This is a genomic window from Klebsiella sp. CN_Kp075 (genome assembly GCF_040065055.2).
Taxonomy (GTDB): domain Bacteria; phylum Pseudomonadota; class Gammaproteobacteria; order Enterobacterales; family Enterobacteriaceae; genus Klebsiella; species Klebsiella aerogenes.
In genome coordinates, this window is sequence record NZ_CM198050.1 from 3,488,833 (window position 1) to 3,508,744 (window position 19,912).

The 19,912-nt window shown below is 53.8% G+C and carries 17 protein-coding genes; 7 read left to right on the forward strand and 10 right to left on the reverse strand.

Annotated features, from left to right (window positions below):
- The first annotated feature begins 100 nt into the window (after positions 1-100).
- Positions 101-547 carry a YccF domain-containing protein gene (locus ABLV78_RS16795; protein WP_045395640.1) on the forward strand — a complete coding sequence of 149 codons (447 nt, stop codon included), beginning with the start codon at positions 101-103 and terminating at the stop codon, positions 545-547.
- A 17-nt stretch (positions 548-564) separates the two neighbouring features.
- Positions 565-2,700 carry a YccS family putative transporter gene (gene yccS / locus ABLV78_RS16800; protein WP_047045644.1) on the forward strand — a complete coding sequence of 712 codons (2,136 nt, stop codon included), beginning with the start codon at positions 565-567 and terminating at the stop codon, positions 2,698-2,700.
- Here yccS and ABLV78_RS16805 read toward each other — a convergent pair.
- Positions 2,688-3,311 carry a TfoX/Sxy family DNA transformation protein gene (locus ABLV78_RS16805; RefSeq protein WP_047045642.1) on the reverse strand — a complete coding sequence of 208 codons (624 nt, stop codon included), beginning with the start codon at positions 3,309-3,311 and terminating at the stop codon, positions 2,688-2,690. The two genes, yccS and ABLV78_RS16805, sit on opposite strands and share 13 nt — an antisense overlap.
- A 450-nt stretch (positions 3,312-3,761) precedes the next feature.
- Between ABLV78_RS16805 and sulA the strand changes: the two genes are divergently transcribed.
- Together sulA and ompA are read left to right on the forward strand one after the other, a co-directional pair.
- Positions 3,762-4,271 (forward strand): SOS-induced cell division inhibitor SulA, encoded by a 510-nt coding sequence (gene sulA, locus ABLV78_RS16810; protein ID WP_020079240.1) that lies wholly within the window; start codon positions 3,762-3,764, stop codon positions 4,269-4,271.
- Between the two features lie 352 nt (positions 4,272-4,623).
- Positions 4,624-5,676, forward strand: coding sequence for a porin OmpA (gene ompA / locus ABLV78_RS16815; RefSeq protein WP_080473199.1), 1,053 nt, complete (start codon positions 4,624-4,626; stop codon positions 5,674-5,676).
- 94 nt (positions 5,677-5,770) lie between these two features.
- On the opposite strand, the gene matP is transcribed toward ompA, so the two are convergent.
- Positions 5,771-6,223, reverse strand: a complete 453-nt coding sequence (gene matP / locus ABLV78_RS16820; protein WP_015367432.1) for a macrodomain Ter protein MatP — start codon at positions 6,221-6,223, stop codon at positions 5,771-5,773.
- Between the two features lie 185 nt (positions 6,224-6,408).
- On the opposite strand from matP, the gene ABLV78_RS16825 reads away from it, so the two are divergent.
- A complete protein-coding gene (locus ABLV78_RS16825) occupies positions 6,409-8,166 on the forward strand; it encodes an AAA family ATPase (RefSeq protein ID WP_047045638.1) in 1,758 nt (585 codons plus the stop codon).
- A gap of 69 nt (positions 8,167-8,235) precedes the next feature.
- Positions 8,236-8,754 (forward strand): bifunctional 3-hydroxydecanoyl-ACP dehydratase/trans-2-decenoyl-ACP isomerase, encoded by a 519-nt coding sequence (fabA, locus tag ABLV78_RS16830; RefSeq protein ID WP_015704907.1) that lies wholly within the window; start codon positions 8,236-8,238, stop codon positions 8,752-8,754.
- Between the two features lie 93 nt (positions 8,755-8,847).
- Here the strand turns inward: fabA and rmf are convergent, their stop codons facing one another.
- The 6 genes from rmf to rlmKL all read right to left on the reverse strand — a co-directional run bounded on the left by rmf (position 8,848) and on the right by rlmKL (position 16,768).
- On the reverse strand, positions 8,848-9,015 hold the full coding sequence (rmf, locus tag ABLV78_RS16835; protein WP_015704906.1) for a ribosome modulation factor: 168 nt from the start codon (positions 9,013-9,015) through the stop codon (positions 8,848-8,850).
- A gap of 254 nt (positions 9,016-9,269) precedes the next feature.
- Positions 9,270-9,833 carry a membrane integrity-associated transporter subunit PqiC gene (gene pqiC, locus ABLV78_RS16840; RefSeq protein WP_015367436.1) on the reverse strand — a complete coding sequence of 188 codons (564 nt, stop codon included), beginning with the start codon at positions 9,831-9,833 and terminating at the stop codon, positions 9,270-9,272.
- On the reverse strand, positions 9,830-11,470 hold the full coding sequence (gene pqiB, locus ABLV78_RS16845) for an intermembrane transport protein PqiB (RefSeq protein WP_042892880.1): 1,641 nt from the start codon (positions 11,468-11,470) through the stop codon (positions 9,830-9,832). The genes pqiC and pqiB overlap by 4 nt, the downstream gene beginning before the upstream one ends.
- A complete protein-coding gene (pqiA, locus tag ABLV78_RS16850; protein ID WP_032711301.1) occupies positions 11,460-12,728 on the reverse strand; it encodes a membrane integrity-associated transporter subunit PqiA in 1,269 nt (422 codons plus the stop codon). The genes pqiB and pqiA overlap by 11 nt, the downstream gene beginning before the upstream one ends.
- A gap of 14 nt (positions 12,729-12,742) precedes the next feature.
- On the reverse strand, positions 12,743-14,650 hold the full coding sequence (locus ABLV78_RS16855) for an ABC transporter ATP-binding protein (protein WP_045395648.1): 1,908 nt from the start codon (positions 14,648-14,650) through the stop codon (positions 12,743-12,745).
- A gap of 12 nt (positions 14,651-14,662) precedes the next feature.
- Positions 14,663-16,768, reverse strand: a complete 2,106-nt coding sequence (rlmKL, locus tag ABLV78_RS16860) for a bifunctional 23S rRNA (guanine(2069)-N(7))-methyltransferase RlmK/23S rRNA (guanine(2445)-N(2))-methyltransferase RlmL (RefSeq protein ID WP_047045635.1) — start codon at positions 16,766-16,768, stop codon at positions 14,663-14,665.
- Positions 16,769-16,866: 98 nt separating this feature from the next.
- Here rlmKL and ABLV78_RS16865 point away from each other — a divergent pair, with 98 nt between their 5' ends.
- A complete protein-coding gene (locus ABLV78_RS16865; protein WP_047045632.1) occupies positions 16,867-17,976 on the forward strand; it encodes a YcbX family protein in 1,110 nt (369 codons plus the stop codon).
- Here the strand turns inward: ABLV78_RS16865 and zapC are convergent.
- Together zapC and pyrD are read right to left on the reverse strand one after the other, a co-directional pair.
- Positions 17,973-18,515: a cell division protein ZapC gene (gene zapC, locus ABLV78_RS16870; RefSeq protein ID WP_045395659.1), complete on the reverse strand. Its 543-nt coding sequence runs from the start codon at positions 18,513-18,515 to the stop codon at positions 17,973-17,975. The two genes, ABLV78_RS16865 and zapC, sit on opposite strands and share 4 nt — an antisense overlap.
- Positions 18,516-18,684: 169 nt before the next feature.
- The gene (pyrD, locus tag ABLV78_RS16875) at positions 18,685-19,695 is read right to left on the reverse strand and encodes a quinone-dependent dihydroorotate dehydrogenase (RefSeq protein ID WP_020079247.1); all 1,011 of its coding nucleotides are present in this window, start codon (positions 19,693-19,695) and stop codon (positions 18,685-18,687) included.
- Positions 19,696-19,912 lie beyond the last annotated feature (217 nt).

Below are 19,912 nucleotides of genomic sequence, written 5' to 3' on the forward strand. Positions count from 1 at the left end.
TGAATGTTTTTAAGTTTAACCGCCCGCGAGCAGGTGCTCCAGCGCAAAAAAACGTTACAATTGTCGGGTCTTATTATCCATAGGGTTAACCAGAGGGTTTATGCGTACCATTCTGAATATTTTAAACTTTGTTCTTGGCGGGTTCGCCACCACGCTCGGTTGGCTACTGGCGACGCTGGTCAGTATTGTTTTGATTTTCACGTTACCGCTGACCCGTTCATGTTGGGAAATCACCAGGTTATCGCTTTTCCCCTACGGTAATGAAGCTATTCATGTTGATGAACTGGAACCTGAAGCAAAAAACAGCTTACTGAACGCGGGCGGCACTATTTTGAATATTTTGTGGTTCATGTTCTTTGGCTGGTGGCTGTGCCTGATGCATATCTTCAGCGGTATCGCCCAGTGCCTGACCATCATTGGTATCCCTGTCGGGATCGCCAACTTTAAAATTGCCGCTATTGCGCTTTGGCCAGTAGGACGCCGCGTGGTCTCCGTTGAAACGGCTCGCGCCGCACGCGAAGCCAACGCCCGCCGCCGCTTTCAGTAATTGTACGGATCACTGTTATGTTAAGCCCCCTGCTCCGCCGTTATACATGGAATAGCGCCTGGTTATATAACGCCAGGATATTTATTGCGCTTTGTGGCACCACGGTCGCGCCGTGGTGGATTGGCGAAGTCAAACTCACGATCCCGTTAACGCTCGGGGTGGTAGCCGCGGCGTTGACCGACCTCGACGATCGCCTCACCGGGCGGCTACGTAATCTCGCCATTACGCTGGTCTGCTTCTTTATTGCTTCCGCATCGGTGGAATTACTGTTTCCGTGGCCGTGGCTGTTTGCTATAGGCTTAACCCTGTCCACGACGGGCTTTATCTTGCTCGGCGGTCTGGGTCAACGCTATGCCACCATTGCTTTCGGCGCCTTACTGATCGCTATCTACACCATGTTAGGGGTCACTCTGTATAACAGTTGGTACCTGCAGCCGCTCTTTTTGCTGGCTGGCGCCATCTGGTACAACGTATTAACACTCGCCGGTCATCTTATTTTCCCCATTCGTCCGCTGCAGGATAACCTTGCGCGCAGCTATGAACAGTTGGCGCAGTATCTTGAACTTAAATCACGGTTGTTCGATCCGGATATCGAAGATGAAAGTCAGGCGCCGTTGTACGATCTGGCGCTCGCCAACGGCAAACTGGTTGCGATGCTGAACCAAACGAAAGCGTCTTTACTGACGCGCCTGCGCGGCGACCGCGGGCAGCGCGGTACTCGTCGTACCCTACAGTACTATTTCGTCGCTCAGGACATTCATGAGCGTGCCAGCTCGTCGCATATTCAGTATCAGACGCTTCGCGACCATTTCCGCTACAGCGATGTGATGTTCCGTTTCCAGCGGATGCTGTCGATGCAGGCGCAGGCGTGTCAGAAACTCTCCCGCGCCATCCTCTTACGCGTTCCGTATCAGCATGATGCGCATTTTGAACGCGCCTTTATGCATCTTGACGCGGCGCTGGATCGCGTTCGCGCCAGCGGCGCGCCGCAAGATCAGGTCAAAGCGCTGGGTTTTCTACTCAATAACCTACGCGCCATTGATGCGCAATTGGCAACCATCGAATCGGTGCAAACCAGCGTGCTGGCCAGCAACCATCCCGAAAACCTGCTTGCAGACGATCGCCCCAGCGGCTTTAGCGATATCTGGCTACGGCTGCGCAGCAATATGACGCCGGAATCGGCGCTTTTCCGCCATGCGGTGCGCATGTCACTGGTGCTGTGCGCGGGCTATGCCTTCATTCAGTTTACCGGCCTCAACCACGGTTACTGGATTCTGCTGACCAGCCTGTTTGTTTGCCAGCCGAACTATAACGCTACCCGGCATCGCCTGGCGTTAAGGATCATCGGGACATTGGTAGGGGTCGCTATCGGGCTACCGGTGCTGCTGCTGGTTCCCTCGGTCGAAGGCCAGCTATTGCTCATTGTACTAACCGGTGTGCTGTTTTTCGCCTTTCGCAACGTCCAGTATGCGCATGCCACTATGTTTATCACGCTGCTGGTACTGCTGTGCTTTAACCTGTTGGGCGAGGGATTCGAAGTCGCTTTACCGCGTATCCTCGATACATTAATCGGCTGCGCTATCGCCTGGGCGGCAGTGACCTTTATCTGGCCAGACTGGAACTTCCGTAATTTACCTCGGGTACTTGATCAGGCTATCAACGCTAACTGCCGTTATCTGGACGCTATTCTTGAGCAGTACCATCAGGGGCGCGACAACCGTCTTGAGTATCGCGTCGCCCGACGTAATGCACATAACCGGGATAGCGAGCTGGCATCAGTGGTATCCAATTTATCCACAGAGCCAAAAGCCGACAACACAATGCGTGAAACCGCATTCCGCCTGCTGTGCCTTAACCATACGTTTACCAGCTATATTTCCGCGTTGGGGGCGCACAGGGAGAAACTGACGACGCCGGAAATACTGGCGTTACTCGATGATGCCGTCTGCTACGTCGATGATGCGCTGCATCATTCTCCCGCGGACGAACAGCGCGTTCAGCAGGCGCTCAGCAACCTGCAATCACGTATTCAACACCTGGAACCGCGAGCCGACAGCAAAGAACCATTGGTCCTGCAGCAGATTGGGCTACTGCTCGCACTGCTGCCGGAAATATGTCGCCTGCAGCGCCGGATTGCCGGTCAACCAGAATAATCCTCCACGCCGTACCCTTGCGTATTAGCCCACTCCCGTAGCTCCTGGCGCCGCTGCGCCGGGAGCGCGGCGGAATGGGTGCCGGCAATCGCGCCCGCCAGGGACTCAAGGACATTGATTGATATCCCTTTATTATGCTCCCTCAATTTTAACCAGCTTTTTTCCGCACCAATTGTACGCAGCATTTTCACATCGGTTATTCCGGCATGAATCAACATCAATTCCATGTGGAAACTAATATTAGGCAAATCTTTTAGCCTGCCGGAATCACGCTGATGCTGCTTTTCGCTACGCGCCGTATGCAAAGACAGCTCCGAGAGGTGAAACAGCATTTTACTGTCCTGCCATAATGCTTCATCTATACGGTAATATTTTAGCGCTACCGGCCGACCATTTTTGCGCATGGTTAACATTGGGCTATGATGCTCGACGCGATATTCTGCGCTTTGCTCACACACTCTAAGATAGATTTCGCCTTCGGCCACCATGGCAAACACGGTATTCTCTATCGCCAGGCTGTAACCGCCAAATAGAGGCCGGCTACTGATTTTGCCTAAGGGAGAAAGGCACTCCTGAAACTGGAGGAACCGTAATTTTGATAGTTTCTTCATGATCATTCCTTTGGTAATCATGCATATAAAAGTAATTTTTATTAACGGATCCGTTATTGAAGAAAATAAGTGAGTTCGTTTTGTGCAGCAAGATGAATTTTGGCTTCATTTCAACCAGCTCGCCGTTTTGCGAGGCGCTTTCAGGAAAAAGTTATTCTGCAAATCGTGTTGCAGAGACTCGCTGAATACTTAAGCAATGTTAATTGATAAACAGCATATCGGCCCCATCGACATCATGCCCGGTAGCCGTGAAGCAAAGATAAATAGAGGGAAATATCTCCTGCGGCTTCAGCATGGAGACAGTGAATTCATATAAACAAGTCGCCGCGGCTCTGATTCATAGCCGGGTAGAGTGCATAAAATATATGCAAAAGTGGGAAAATGAGGTTGACGTTAACCCCTGGCGGATATACTGTATATGCATACAGTAACTCACAGGCGAGATAGACTATGTTTACTTCAGCTCACGCAAATCGTTCACCACTGACTTCGGCTTCAGTACGTCGCCCTTCGCACAGCGTCGTCGAACATTCAGCCACTGGGCTGATTAGTGAAATCGTCTATCGCGAAGATCAACCCATGATGACGCAGCTTTTGTTGCTACCTTTATTACAACAGTTGGGCCAGCAGTCGCGCTGGCAACTGTGGCTCACGCCGCAGCAGAAGCTGAGTAAAGAATGGGTACAATCATCCGGCCTGCCGCTATCAAAAGTGATGCAAATTAACCAGATGTCGCCCTGCAACACTCTGGAATCGATGATTCGCGCTTTACGTACCGGGAATTATAGCGTGGTTATTGGCTGGCTGACGGATGAACTTACTGAACAAGAGCATGAACGCCTGGCGCTCGCCGCAGAAGAAGGTCATGCGATGGGCTTTATCATGCGCCCGGTGAGAAATACAAGCCAGCCTGGGAGACAATTAAGTGGGCTAAAAATTCACTCAAATTTATATCATTGAGTGAAATTAGGATTAATCCTGGAATTTTTTTTGCCTCATCAAAAACCATTCTCGTAAAGTGGTTAATTTCACAGAGATCCCGGTGTGGTGCGGTTTCGCGACTTTTTACCGTGTTCACAAATTAACCATATTTGTTAAATATTGTGTATACAACCCTTTTTTTTCATATGCCTGACCGAGTTCACACTTGTAAGTTTCTAACTAAGTTGTAGACTTTACATCGCCAGGGGTGATCGGCTTACGCTGCATGTATCAGCATAGTTAACAACGAGTCACGCCCCCGGTGAAGGATTTAACCGTGAGGTCTTATGTACCATCATGGCGAATTTTGGATGATAATGAGGCGCAAAAAATGAAAAAGACAGCTATCGCGATTGCAGTGGCACTGGCTGGCTTCGCTACCGTAGCGCAGGCCGCTCCGAAAGATAACACCTGGTATGCAGGTGGTAAACTGGGTTGGTCCCAGTTCCATGACACCGGCTGGTACAACAGCAACCTGAACAACAATGGCCCGACCCACGAAAGCCAGCTGGGCGCTGGTGCGTTCGGTGGTTATCAGGTTAACCCGTACCTCGGTTTCGAAATGGGTTACGACTGGCTGGGCCGTATGCCTTACAAAGGCGACAAAGTTAACGGCGCATTCAAAGCTCAGGGCGTTCAGCTGACCGCTAAACTGGGTTACCCGATCACTGACGATCTGGACATCTACACCCGTCTGGGCGGCATGGTATGGCGCGCTGACTCCAGCAACAGCATCGCTGGCGACAACCACGACACCGGCGTTTCCCCAGTATTCGCTGGCGGCGTTGAGTGGGCAATGACCCGTGACATCGCTACCCGTCTGGAATACCAGTGGGTTAACAACATCGGCGACGCAGGCACTGTAGGCGTTCGTCCGGACAACGGCATGCTGAGCGTTGGTGTTTCCTACCGTTTCGGTCAGGAAGACAATGCACCGGTTGTAGCTCCGGCTCCGGCTCCGGCTCCAGAAGTCACCACCAAGACCTTCACCCTGAAGTCTGACGTACTGTTCAACTTCAACAAAGCAACTCTGAAACCAGAAGGTCAGCAGGCTCTGGATCAGCTGTACACCCAGCTGAGCAACATGGACCCGAAAGACGGTTCTGCAGTTGTTCTGGGTTACACCGACCGCATCGGTTCCGAGCAGTACAACCAGAAACTGTCTGAGAAACGTGCTCAGTCCGTTGTTGACTACCTCGTAGCTAAAGGCATCCCGGCTAACAAGATCTCTGCTCGCGGTATGGGCGAATCTGATCCGGTTACCGGCAACACCTGTGACAACGTGAAAGCTCGCGCTGCACTGATCGACTGCCTGGCTCCGGATCGTCGCGTAGCGATCGAAGTTAAAGGTTACAAAGACGTAGTAACTCAGCCGCAGGCTTAAGTTTTCTACGATAAAAAACCCCGCTGATGCGGGGTTTTTTTTGGCCTGATTTTGAGCTCAAAAAGAAAAATCACAAGCAACGTCGCGACAATACTTACTCTTTTCCTAAGAGCACCTGCAGATCGTGCTTCAGGCTCGACATCTTGCTGGCATATTTTTCTTTATGCTCGGCGTCTTCAATCAGCTGTACGATGGTTTCTGATAATGTCTTTCCTCGCCGTTGGGCAAGCCCGGCCAGGCGTTGCCAGACAACGAACTCCAGATCGATGGACTTTTTCCGCGTATGCTGATGCTCGGCGTTAAAATGACGCTTGCGTCGTGCGCGAATAGTCTGCTTCATCCGGTTAGCCAGCTCCGGATTCATATGCTGATCGATCCAGGTATTCACCAGAACAGGTTCATTTTCGAGCGTCAGCAAGACATCGACCGCGGCTTGCGCAGCGCTGGCTTCAATGTAGCGGGTAATCAGCTCACCTTCCCGGTGCTTCTTTACCAGATATTTCCATTTCCAGCCGCTTTCAAGGTTTTCCAGTTGTTGATATTTCATTGCGATCTCAATGTGACCGTGTAACTCATTTCAGGATATCAGTTTTTTCTGGATGTGCTGAGAATAAATCATCTTTCGTGATGTGGACGATTCCATTATCAACGTGATAAACGCAATCCTCCGTGTGCTCAGACGCGGCATCGGGTATAATCGCTCGTTTTACATCTGACTAAAAAACAGCGACTTTGACCATTACGAAACTTACCCGAAACGACCTCGCTCCTGATACGGAAAGTTATCAGGCGCTGTTTACCCAGGTCAATCTCGCCGAGGCAGAGGCATCCCTCGCCGGCGATCTACAGCCCCGTTTATTTTATGCGCTGGAACAGCTTCTGATCACGCCAGCCATTTCATCTTTTATGCTGGTAAAGGCGCCGGAAGAACCGGAATATCTGCATTGGGTAGCCGAAGCCGCCCGCAGCCTGCAGCAACCCACAACAGCGCTCTTCGGTGTACGCTATCAGGTCAACGGCGGCAACGTAACCCTGTCGCCAGCCCAAAGCGCGGAAGACAATTTTGCCAGCAGCGGTCCGGTTGAATCCGCAGACTGGATTGAAGCGGAACAGCTCTTTGGCTGCGTACGCCAGTTTAACGGCGAAATTTCGCTGCAACCGGGCCTGGTGCATCGCGCGAACGGCGGCGTCCTGTTGCTCTCCCTGCGCGCGCTGCTGGCCCAGCCGCTGCTGTGGATGCGCCTGAAGAACATGGTGACCCGTCAGCGCTTTGACTGGCTGTCTATTGACGAATCCCGCCCTCTTCCCGTTAGCATTCCCTCCATGCCGCTGAACCTGAGGATCATTCTGATCGGCGAGCGCGATGCGCTGGCTGATTTCCAGGAGATGGAACCGGAACTCGCCTCGCAGGCCATTTATAGCGAGTATGAAGACAACCTGCAGATAGCCGATGCTGACACCCTGAAACTCTGGTGTCAGTGGGTCTGGCAAAATGCTCGCCAGCTTTCGCTACCGGGGCCGGCGGCAGACGCATGGCCGCTGCTGATTGCAGAAGGCGCTCGAGACACCGGCGATCAGGAGACGCTTCCGCTTTCCCCTCTCTGGATTAGCCGCCAGCTGCGTGAAGCGGCAGTCTTCTGCGAAGGCGAATGGATTAGCGGCGCGGAGATGCAAACCATGCTTGAGCGCCGTGAATGGCGTGAAGGCTATCTTGCCGAGCGGATGCGCGATGAAATTCTTCTCGATCAGATCATGATTGATACCGAAGGCGAATGCATCGGTCAGATCAACGCCCTGTCGGTAATCGAATTTCCAGGCCACCCACGCGCCTTTGGCGAACCTTCGCGCATCAGCTGCGTAGTGCATATCGGCGACGGCGAATTCATTGATGTAGAACGCAAAGCTGAACTCGGCGGCAATATTCACGCCAAAGGCATGATGATCATGCAGGCGTTTATCATGTCCGAGCTTGAACTTGAACAGCAGCTGCCGTTTAGCGCATCGCTGACCTTCGAACAGTCCTACAGCGAAGTGGATGGCGATAGCGCCTCAATGGCCGAGCTGTGCGCTCTCATCAGCGCGCTGGCCAATGTGCCGATTAACCAGAGTATTGCGATTACCGGTTCGGTCGATCAGTTCGGTCGCGTCCAGCCGGTCGGCGGTCTGAACGAAAAGATTGAAGGTTTCTTCACTATCTGCCAGCAGCGCGGATTAACAGGCAAGCAAGGCGTCATTATCCCGTCTGCCAACGTCCGTCATCTGAGCCTCGCCCAGGAACTTCGCCAGGCAGTGGCTGACGAGCAGTTCTTTATCTGGGCCATTGACGACGTTACCGAAGCCCTGCCGCTTCTCACCCAGCTGCAATGGGATGGCGAAGGACAAACGCTACGACAAACTATTCAGGAACGGATTGCGCAGGCGATGCAACAAGAGACTCGCCATCGTTTTCCATGGCCGCTACGCTGGTTAGGCGGATCAAATTCGAACTGATCGGACTTGTTCAGCTTACACGTGTTAGCTATCCTGCGTCCCGAACTCAAAATAAGGCTTACTGAAAACATGGTAGATAAACGCGAATCCTATACAAAAGAAGATCTTCTTGCCTCTGGTCGTGGTGAACTGTTTGGCGCGAAAGGCCCGCAACTGCCGGCGCCAAGCATGCTGATGATGGACCGCGTCGTCAAGATGACCGAAACCGGCGGCAACTACGACAAAGGTTACGTTGAAGCTGAGCTCGACATCAACCCGGACCTGTGGTTCTTCGGTTGTCACTTCATCGGCGACCCGGTAATGCCTGGCTGCCTGGGTCTGGACGCAATGTGGCAACTGGTTGGCTTCTATCTGGGCTGGCTGGGCGGCGAAGGGAAAGGCCGCGCGCTGGGCGTAGGCGAAGTGAAATTTACCGGTCAGATTCTGCCGACGGCGAAAAAAGTCACCTATCGTATCCACTTCAAACGCATTGTAAACCGTCGCCTGATCATGGGCCTGGCGGATGGCGAAGTGCTGGTTGATGGTCGTCTGATCTACTCTGCAACTGACCTGAAAGTCGGTCTGTTCCAGGATACTTCCGCGTTCTGATTTACCTTCCGTACTTATCCTGAAGTACAAAAGGTCCTGAAGTACAAAAGGCGAAGCCTTCGCAGAGCGAAGGCTTCTTTTTTAAAGAGACAGTCAGGCAGTTTGCACCCTGTCCTCCATGGCTTCTCGCCAACCTCCTAGCCAATGGGACCTCTGATTAAGGGTCTGGTAGGGACACATTTCTTTCGATCTGCCGGTAATGCCGGCCTGATATCCACGCTGATGTGCCCGTTCCAGGCGATCTCGTTTTTGTCTCTTCATGCCTCGTTTCCCTCATTATTTGATCTGGTGGAAAAGAAAACAGTGGTCACTAAATATGCAACCACGTATAACCTTTACCGCGAAACGCAGGCAGCGTCAATGCGCAAAATTCACGCCAGTGTCATATTTGTGAGCTATATGAAAGTTCATTTGTACAAAAATCGTGAGCCAGCACAACTATCAACCTGACGCGGCAAATAAAAAAGCCGCGGCGATTTTTCAGGTCGCGGCGGCTTGTATTGTATTAATTTTACTTATGGCAGGCGGTTCAGCTCACTCGCAATCGCGGTGGCTTCCTGGCTCCAGGCCTGCGCCAGGGTCTTAACCATCGCGTCGTAGCCATCCTGCTGTTGCTTAAGTTCAATATTGAACGGACGCTTAATTAACTGCCCCTGATGCTTAAGCAGCCATTCACCGCTAACGATAACCCGGCCGTCGTAGCGACCGTGGAAACCGCTTACGGAGACGTTAAGCGTATCCTGCTCGCTGCCTAACGGCTGCGATGCCACCACCCAGCCCGGCAGTTGGTTACTCAGATTCGCCACCAGCGTGGTACGTAACTGCTGGTCCAGCGGGCTGGCCCACAGATTGTTATTAGCAATCACATACTGCACATCGGTCGTCTGATAAACCACGCCATTGCCGGCCAGATAATCAGGGATACTGACCTGCTCAACCCACAGCAAATTCTTGCTCTGGTTGACGGCGCTTTGCGCGCCGCTCTTTGCTACCGGTAACTGATAGTAAGTTTTACTCTCACCACCGCTGCTGCAGGCCGTCAGTACGCATACCGCTGCCGCCACTAACCACTTTTTCATTGTTTCGCTCCCTTCGGCTGCGGATCTTTTTTATCCTTGGCCTCAAATACCAGCGCATTGCTCTTGTCGTTGAGGGTTTTCAGTACCGGCTGCAGTTCACGAAGCACCTGATCCAGCCGCTGCATATCCGCAACCATCTTATTGTAGGCCGCCGAGCCCGGCTGGAAGCCCTGCATACTGCGATTCAACTCGCGCAACGTGCTCTGCATATCGGCAGGAAGCTGCTGCATCGACTGGCTTGAAGTGATCTTATTCAAGTTGTCGAGCGTAGTCTGGACACGCTGCATGGTTTTCTGGCTCTGCGCCAGGGTACTGGTCGCCTGCTCCAGCAGTGGGTTAATCGGCAGGTTGTTAATCTTATCGAGCGCATCCATCAGACGCTGCTGGATCTGCGCCAGACCGCCGCTGACGGTTGGAATGATCGGATAGCCGCCGAACTCCTGAATCTTGCCGCGCGGAGGCGCTTTCGGATAGAAGTCGAGATCGATATACAGCGCCCCGGTGACCAGGTTGCCGGTTTTCAGCGAACCGCGCAGGCCGCGGTTGATCAGATCGTCAATATGCGCGCGAATGTTAGGGTCGCCGCCCAGCTGGTTGATTAGACGTTCCGGCTCAATACGCACTTCTACCGGAATACGATAATCATCGTTCAGGCTCTGTTTCAAACCGGGGATAAAGAACGGTACTTTGCCGACGGTACCAAGGCGAATACCGCGGAATTCAACCGGCGCTCCCGGCTGCAGACCACGCACCGAATCTTTAAAGAACAGGACGTAATCGATATGCTGGGTGAACACCGAATCCTGGATACTCTTCTGATCGTCAAACAGGTGGTATTCCGTTTTATTCGCCACCGGCTCGCCGAGATCCAATCCTTCCGGAATATCAAAGCTTACACCGCCGCCAAACAGCGTCGACAGCGATCCCATCTCAACGCGCATTCCCGCAGAGGTAAGATCAACCGCAATACCACTATCTTTCCAGAAGCGAACGTTAGTGGTCACCAGACGGTCGTTCGGCGCGTTGATAAACAGCTGATAAGTGATGCGGCGCTTCTGCGTATCAAAGGTGCTGGTTTCAACCGAACCAACGCGATAGCCGCGGAACAGCACCGGATCGCCGGGCGAGAGTTGCCCGGCTTTGCTACTTTCCAGCAAAACACGGATACCTTTGGCATCCGGTGAAGCCAGTGGCGGCGAATCCAACAGCGGATACTGCGGCGCGACAGAGCCTTCTTTACCCGGCTGTAATTCGATATAGGCGCCGGAAAGCAAAGTGCCGAGGCCGCTGATCCCCTCGCGCCCCACCTGCGGTTTCACCACCCAGAACACCGAATCTTTATGCAGTAGCTTCTGCATCCCCGAGTTCAGACGCGCTTTAATTTCTACGTGTTTCAGGTCATCAGTCAGGATAGCGCTTTCCACCACCCCGACATCAACGCTGCGGCTCTTGATACGCGTTTTACCCCCTTCAATGCCTTCGGCGTTGGTGGTAATAAGCGTCACCTCCGGCCCCTGATGGCTGTAGTGGTAAAACAGTATCCATGCGCCGATGAGCACAGTCACAATCGGAAAGATCCAGACCGGTGACCAGTTCTTCACCTTCTGCACTTTCGCTTCTCCGCTCTTATTTTCCATGCTGTTGCATTTCCTCATGGCTTGGATCTGGTTCACGGTCCCACAATAGACGTGGGTCAAACATCATGGCCGAGAACATGGTCATGACAACGACCAGCGCGAACATCACCGCGCCTATCGCCGGATAGATATTCATCAAGCCTCCCATGCGCACCAGCGCCGAGAGTACCGCGATGACAAAAACGTCGATCATTGACCAACGGCCAACAAATTCAACCACTTCATAAATCAGGTGCATACGCTCTGAATCACGCGCGCCGTTTCCGTTCGCGCTCCAGCACAGCCAGCCGATAGCGATCATTTTTAACGTCGGCACCATGATACTGGCGATAAAGATAACCAGCGCGACCGGGTAAGAGCCCTCACTCCACAGCAGAACGACGCCCGCCATGATTGTCGACGGCATTTTATCGCCCAGCAGATCGGTAATCATAATCGGCAGAATATTGGCGGGTAAATAGAGCACAAACGACGTCATCAGCAGCGCCAGCGTCCACTGCAGGCTGTTTTTACGCCGCGGGGTACCTTTGGTGTGACAGCGCGGACACTCTTTCTCATCCGCTGGCAGCACCGCCGTGCAGCACGAGCAGGAGCGCAGACCCTGACGCAGCCCCGGTACGCCAGGGCGCAGCGGCTGCTTGATGACCGGCATTGGCGCAATATCGTCCCACAGCCAGCGGCGATCGACGCACTGAAACGCCCGCAACTGCAGCAGGCAGAACAGACACCAGGGAACAAAGCTCAGTCCAACGCCGATATCACCGTAGGCCATGAGTTTAACGAAGCTGACCAGCACCCCGGCGAGAAAAATCTCGGCCATCCCCCAGCTTTTGAGGTGAAACAAAATCCGCGCCAGAAACGCCTTCAAGCGTGAAGGCATATGAACGCGATTGACCAACAATAAGATGGTCACCAGACAAAACGCCGGGACCAGTTGGACAAACAGTAAAAAGAACGTACCAAGGCTGGCGTAATCCTCGGTGAACAGCACGTTTGGTATTTCCAGCAGCTCAATTTCGCTGCTGATCCCGCCGACTTTCATATACACAAAAGGGAACAGGTTTGCCAGTAGCAGCATGAACAGCGCCACCAGCGCATAGGCCGTGGGACGCTGCCGCGGCGCGTCCCACGATGTGGTGAGCGTGGTGCCGCAGCGTGGGCATGCGGCTTTCTGGCGATGCTCCAGCGGCGGCAAAGCCACCAGCAGATCACATTGTGGGCACAATATGTGCCGCGCAGCATGATGATGATCGCACATGAACACTCCTCAGCTTAAGCGCCGTTTTTGAGTCCTTCGAGATATTCCCAGCGTTCAAAGGCCGCTTCCAGGGCCTGTTCCGCTTCCGCTAACTGCGCCAGCACCTGCTGGGTCTGGTCATGCGGCTGGCCGAAGAACGAAGGATCGGCAACTTTTTCCTGCAGCGTCTGCAGTTGAGTTTCCAGATCTTCCAGCTTCTGCGGCAGCTGTTCCAGTTCGCGCTGCAGGTTATAGCTTAGTTTGCTGGCGGCGCGTTTGACACTTTCTGCTTTCGGTTGAGCGACTTCCGCCGGTTTTTTTACAATCGTCTGTTTATTCGCCAGCGACTGCGCTTGCTGTCCGCGCGCGTCGTGATAACCGCCGATATATTGGCCGATACGGCCGCCGCCCTCGAAGATCCAGCACTCGGTCACGGTGTTGTCGACAAACTGACGATCGTGGCTCACCAGCATCACGGTGCCCTGGTAGCCATCGATCAGCTCTTCCAGCAGCTCCAGCGTTTCGACATCAAGGTCGTTAGTCGGTTCATCGAGGATCAATAAGTTACTGGGTTTCAGGAACAAGCGCGCGAGCAGCAGGCGGTTACGCTCCCCGCCGGACAACGCGCGTACCGGAGTCATCGCCCGTTTTGGATGGAACAGGAAGTCCTGCAGATAGCCCAACACGTGACGCGGCTTACCGTTAACCATCACCTCTTGCTTACCTTCCGCAAGGTTATCCATCACCGTCCGATCCGGATCCAGCTCCGCGCGGTGCTGGTCGAAGTAGGCGACTTCCAGCTTGGTACCGACGTGAATACGCCCGCTATCGGCCTGTAGCTGGCCGAGCATCAGCTTCAGCAACGTGGTTTTACCGCAGCCGTTCGGGCCAATCAGCGCAATCTTGTCGCCACGCTGGATTTGCGCGGAGAAATCTTTGACCAGCACTTTGCCGTCAACCTGATAGTTGACGTTTTCCATCTCAAAGACGATTTTGCCGGAGCGAGAAGCCTCCTCGACCTGCATCTTCGCGCTGCCCATCACTTCACGGCGCTCTCCGCGTTCGCGACGCATCGCCTTCAGCGCGCGGACGCGGCCTTCGTTGCGGGTACGGCGCGCTTTAATCCCCTGACGGATCCACACCTCTTCCTGCGCCAGCTTGCGGTCGAATTCAGCATTCTGTAACTCTTCGACGCGCAGCGCTTCTTCTTTATCCAGCAGATACTGATCGTAATTGCCCGGATAGGTCACCAGCTTGCCGCGATCGAGGTCGACGATGCGCGTAGCCATATTGCGGATGAAAGAACGGTCGTGCGAAATAAAGATGATGGTGCCTTTAAAGGATTTGAGGAACCCTTCCAGCCAGTCGATAGTTTCGATATCGAGGTGGTTAGTCGGTTCATCCAGCAACAGCACGCGCGGCCCGCTGACCAGCGCGCGACCCAGCGCCGCTTTACGCAGCCAGCCGCCGGAGAGCGACGCCAGCTGCGCGTCGGCGTTAAGGCCAAGCTGCTCGATCACTTCATTAATACGGCTATCTAACTGCCACAGCCCCAGGTTATCCAGCTGTTCCTGCAGGCGGGCCAGTTCATTTAAATTTTTGTCGCTCGGATCGGTCATCACCTGATGCGAAACATCATGGTAGGCCTTCAGGTACGCCGCCTGCTCGGCAATACCTTCCGCGACAAAATCGTACACCGTACCGGCGACATTACGCGGAGGATCCTGCTGCAGACGCGCGACGATCAGATCCTGTTCATAAATAATACGCCCATCGTCCAGCCCCTGCTCGCGGTTGAGGATTTTCATCAGGGTCGATTTGCCGGCGCCGTTACGCCCTACCAGGCAGACGCGTTCGTTATCTTCGATATGCAGTTCAGCGTTATCCAGCAGCGGCGCATCGCTGAACGAAAGCCAGGCGCCGTGCATACTAATCAGTGACATTCTTTATTCCTTTCAGGCCGCGGTAATCAGCCAGCAGTTGTGGATCTGACGGTTGCGGGCAAAATCCTGCGACAGCGTTTTTTGCGAAATTTCTTGCGCCTTCAGGCCAAGCGCCGCCAGCCCGTCATGATCCATACGGAAACCGCGTTTGTTATTCGAGAACATAATCGTGCCGCCTTTACGCAGCAGACGTTTTAAATCGGTCATCAGACGGATATGGTCGCGCTGCACGTCAAAGGCATCTTCCATACGTTTGGAGTTGGAGAAGGTCGGCGGATCGATAAAGATCAGATCGAACTGCTCGGTGCTTTCCCGCAGCCAACCCAGTACGTCCGCCTGCATCAGGCGATGCGCGCGGCCGGTTAAGCCGTTCAGACGCAGGTTGCGTTCCGCCCACTCCAGATAGGTGCGCGACATATCGACGGTCGTGGTGGAGCGCGCGCCGCCGAGACCGGCGTGGACGCTGGCGCTGCCGGTATAGGAGAACAGGTTGAGGAAATCCTTACCCTTGCTCATCTGGCCCAGCATACGACGGGCGATACGGTGGTCGAGGAACAGACCGGTGTCGAGATAGTCGGTAAGGTTAACCCACAGACGCGCGTTATACTCCTGTACCTCGATAAAGTCGCCCTTCTCCGCCATCTTCTGGTACTGATTTTTACCCTTCTGCCGCTCGCGGGTCTTCAGCACCAGCTTATTCGGCGCGATCCCTAACACCGCGATAGTCGCGGCGATAATATCGAACAGACGCTGGCGCGCTTTGTGCGCATCGACGGTTTTCGGCGGCGCATACTCCTGCACCACCACCCACTCGCCGTAGCGGTCGATAGCCACGTTGTATTCCGGCAAATCGGCATCGTACAGGCGATAGCATTCAATGCCTTCCTGACGCGCCCACTTTTCAAACTTCTTCAGGTTTTTACGTAAGCGGTTGGCGAAATCTTCCGCCAGCATCGCCGGCTTGCCGCCTTCGCTTTCCGCCAGATGATAGTTCTTCTGTACGCAGTCCAGCGGGCCGTTTTTGGCTTTAAACTGTTTATCGGCACGCAGCTGCAGGCAGCTCAGCAATTCCGGCGAGGCGCTGAAGACCGATAGGTTCCAGCCGCCAAACTGGTTTTTCATAATCCGCCCCAGCAGGCTGTGCAGGGCAATCAGCGCCGGTTCGCTTTCCAGGCGCTCGCCGTACGGCGGGTTGCTGATAACGGTGCCGTACGGGCCTTTCGGCAGCGGATTATTGAGCTGTGCGACGTCTTTCACTTCAAAGTTGATGAGCTCGCCAATTCCGGCGCGGCGGGCGTTGCGGCGCGCGCGTTCAATCACGCGCTCGTCGACGTCAGAACCATAGAAGCGCGATTCATAAGCGGCCAGCCCCTGGCGCGCGCGCGTTTGTGCCTCGGCTTTCACCTCTTTCCAGATGACGTCATCATGCTGTGCCCAACCGCCAAAGCCCCAGTGGCCGCGGTGCAGGCCCGGCGCGCGATCGGTCGCCAGCATCGCCGCTTCAATCAGCAGTGTGCCGGAGCCGCACATCGGATCGAGCAGCGGTGTTCCCGCTACCCAGCCGGAGCGCATAACGATTGCCGCCGCGAGGTTTTCTTTGATAGGCGCCATGCCGGTACCGTCACGGTAGCCGCGCAGATGCAGGCCTTCGCCGCTCAGATCCAGCGAGATATGCGCCGTCTCTTTGTTCAGCCAGACGTTGATACGCAGATCGGGGTTTTCACGATCGACATTCGGACGCGGCAGGTTTTTACGCGTGAAGCTATCGACGATAGCGTCTTTGACTTTCAATGCGCCATACTGACTGTTGCGGATCTCCTCGTTGAGGCCGCTAAAATGCACCGCAAAGGTGGCGTCAGTGGTAAAGATCTCCGTCCACGGAATCGATTGAACCCCCAGGTAGAGATCCAGATCGCTATACACGCTGCACTCACCCAGCGGCAGCATGATGCGCGAGGCCAGCCGGCTCCACATCAGGCTTTGATACAGCAGTCGCGTATCTCCCTGAAAATGAACCCCGCCCTGGACAACCTGGCACTCCGTGGCGCCAAATCCTTCCAGTTCAGTTTTTAACAGCTCTTCAAGACCACGAGCCGTGCTGGCAAACAGAGATTTCATATCGTCACTTTTACTTAAAGAAAATTGGTGCGCATTATAGCCAATATGTGCCCTATGTCATAAAGTTAAAGGCTTATTTTTGAACCCAGGGGCAGCGTATGGTAACGCTATCGAAACTTTTTATTCATCCCGTCAAATCCATGCGCGGAATTGGCGTCACCCATGCCTTTGCCGATATTAGCGGCATGGCCTTCGACCGCATCTTTATGCTGACTGAAACCGACGGTACGTTTATTACCGCACGGCAGTTTCCGCAGATGGTAAAATTCCTGCCTTCGCCGCTTCATGACGGCCTGCACTTGACCGCGCCGGATGGCAGCAGCGCGCTGGTGCGCTTTGATGATTTCGCTCCCCAGGGCGAGCCGACGGAGGTGTGGGGCAACCATTTCACCGCCTTGATCGCGCCGGCCGCCATCAACCAGTGGCTCAGCGGCTTCTTCAACCGCGACGTCCAACTGCGCTGGCTCGGGCCGCAGCTAACCCGGCGAGTAAAACGTCACGACGCGGTGCCGCTCTCCTTCGCCGACGGTTATCCCTACCTGCTCGCCAACGAGGCCTCACTTCGCGACCTGCAGCAGCGGTGCCCTGCCAGCGTAAGCATAGAACAATTTCGCCCTAATCTGGTGGTCACCGGCGCGGCGGCGTGGGATGAAGATAGCTGGAAAGTCATTCGCATCGGCGAGGTAGTATTTGACGTCGCCAAACCCTGCAGCCGCTGCATTTTTACCACCGTCAGCCCGGAACGTGGGCAAAAGCATCCGTCCGGCGAGCCGCTGGAGACGTTAAAGCGTTTTCGTACCGCGCAGGATAATGGCGATGTCGATTTTGGCCAGAATCTGATCGCCCGCAACAGCGGCGTGATCCGCGTGGGTGATGAAGTGGAAGTGCTGACCCGTGGTCCGGCTAAAGCCTATGGCGCCAGCGATAGCGACGATACCCTGGCGGCGGATACGCAGCCAAAAGCGACGGTTGAGATTGAGTGGCAAGGGCAACAGTTTACCGGCAATAACCAGCAGGTACTGCTGGAGCAACTGGAACAACAGGGTATTCGTATCCCTTATTCCTGCCGCGCCGGGATCTGCGGCAGCTGTCGTATCCGCCTCGAAGAGGGAGAAGTGAGTCCGTTAAAGAAAAATGCGGTCGCCGCGGATGGCACCATTTTATGCTGCAGCTGCGTACCGAAAACCGCGCTGCGCCTGGCGCCTTAAACCGCCTGCCCGAGGCTGTAGCTGGCCGCGCTCTGCGCCGGCTGCAGCCTGTCATTCATAATTTTTATCACATCGCCTAACTGCATCACCCGGCCAGCCAGAGTTAGTCCAGGCTGCGCCAGCAGGCAAAGCGTGGCGTTTTCACCCGGTTCGACCACCAGCAAATTGACCTGCTCGCCGGTATCGCTGATCCACACGCTGGCAGCGTCGCCGCTGGCGGGTTGCCAGTTCTGCTGATGCGTGGTGAAATGCCAGCTCTTCGGCATCTGCGGTTTTAGAAAACGGATCGCGGTTAAGGCATTTAATACTAATTCGGCACGCTGCTCTTTGTTTAATTCAATTTCGCGGCATTTTTCTTCAAAAGAAAAATAAAGCGCCGCGTCATCGACGCAGAATCCCGACGGTGCGAAAGCGTCAGGCGTTAACATGCGCCGGGCAAAACGTGAGCGAAATAACATACCATTGGCCAGATCGAGCATCATGCGGTCATGCTCTTCGTCGTAATACCAACGCCAGTTATCGTCAGGTTTAATCCGCATTTCTACCCCCGTCCTCTTCCACTTCCTTCTGCAAAGCAATGGCATCCTGCTACAGAATAATTTCTAAAATTAAGAAAAGACTAAAATGTCTAAATAAGCAACAATGAAGGAATATAAAACAACCAGGGCCGGAAATAAAGCCCTGGGGAAGATTCAGAGACGGAAAAGATTAGATGTGTGTAACAATTTCTTTAATCAGCGGCGGGCCTTTAAAAATAAACCCGGAATAAATCTGCACCAGCGTGGCGCCAGCAGCCAGCTTTTCACGAGCGGCAATCACCGAGTCAATACCGCCAACTCCGATAATTGGCAAACGACCATTTAATTCCGTCGCCAGCATACGAATAATTTCGGTGCTTTTTAATTGTAATGGACGACCACTCAACCCACCGGTTTCATCACAATGCTTCATCCCCTGGACCAGTGAACGATCGAGGGTGGTATTGGTAGCAATGACGCCATCAATATTATGGCGAACTAAGCTGTCGGCCACCTGGATCAATTCCTCGACGGAAAGATCCGGGGCGATCTTCACCGCCACAGGAACATATTTTTGATGTTTCTGTTGAAGTTCGAGCTGCTTATTTTTAATACCGCCGAGTAAATCATCCAGCGCTTCACCATATTGTAGAGTACGTAGCCCTGGGGTATTCGGCGAGGAGATATTAATGGCGATATATCCAGCGTATGGATAGACTTTTTCCATACAAATCAGATAATCATCTTTACCCTGCTCAACCGGGGTATCTTTATTTTTACCGATATTAATCCCCAGTACGCCGTCAAAATGCGCTTTTTTCACATTCTCGACCAGGTTATCAACACCGTGGTTATTAAAGCCCATGCGGTTGATCAAACCTTCGGCATCGACGAGACGGAAGATCCTCGGCTTGTCATTGCCCGGCTGTGGACGCGGGGTTACGGTACCAATTTCAATTGAGCCGAAGCCCATCGCACCGAGCGCATCAATGCACTCGCCGTTTTTATCAAGCCCGGCCGCCAGCCCCAGCGGATTCTTGAAAGTGAGCCCCATGCAGGTAACGGGTTTCGACGGTACTTTTTGCCGAACCAGTATTTCCAGCGGCGTGCCGGTTACGCGGCGTAATTGTTGGAAGGTTACTTCATGAGCGCGCTCAGGATCGAGCTGAAAAAGAGCTTTACGAACGAAGGGATAGTACATGAACTCTCCTGGATTCCCGGTGTGCAAACCGGGGGCGTATTATGTTCGATCCGCGCCCGAAAGGGAATTGACCTGCGACAAAAAATCACGTGTCCAACGCAAACGTTTACTTCTCTACCGCCTGTTATGCGCATTTTGGCAATTTAACGCCGGAAAAATCATTTAGGGAAATAAACGCCCTCTGTCACACTGCCATAAAATGTTATCAATTATAGAT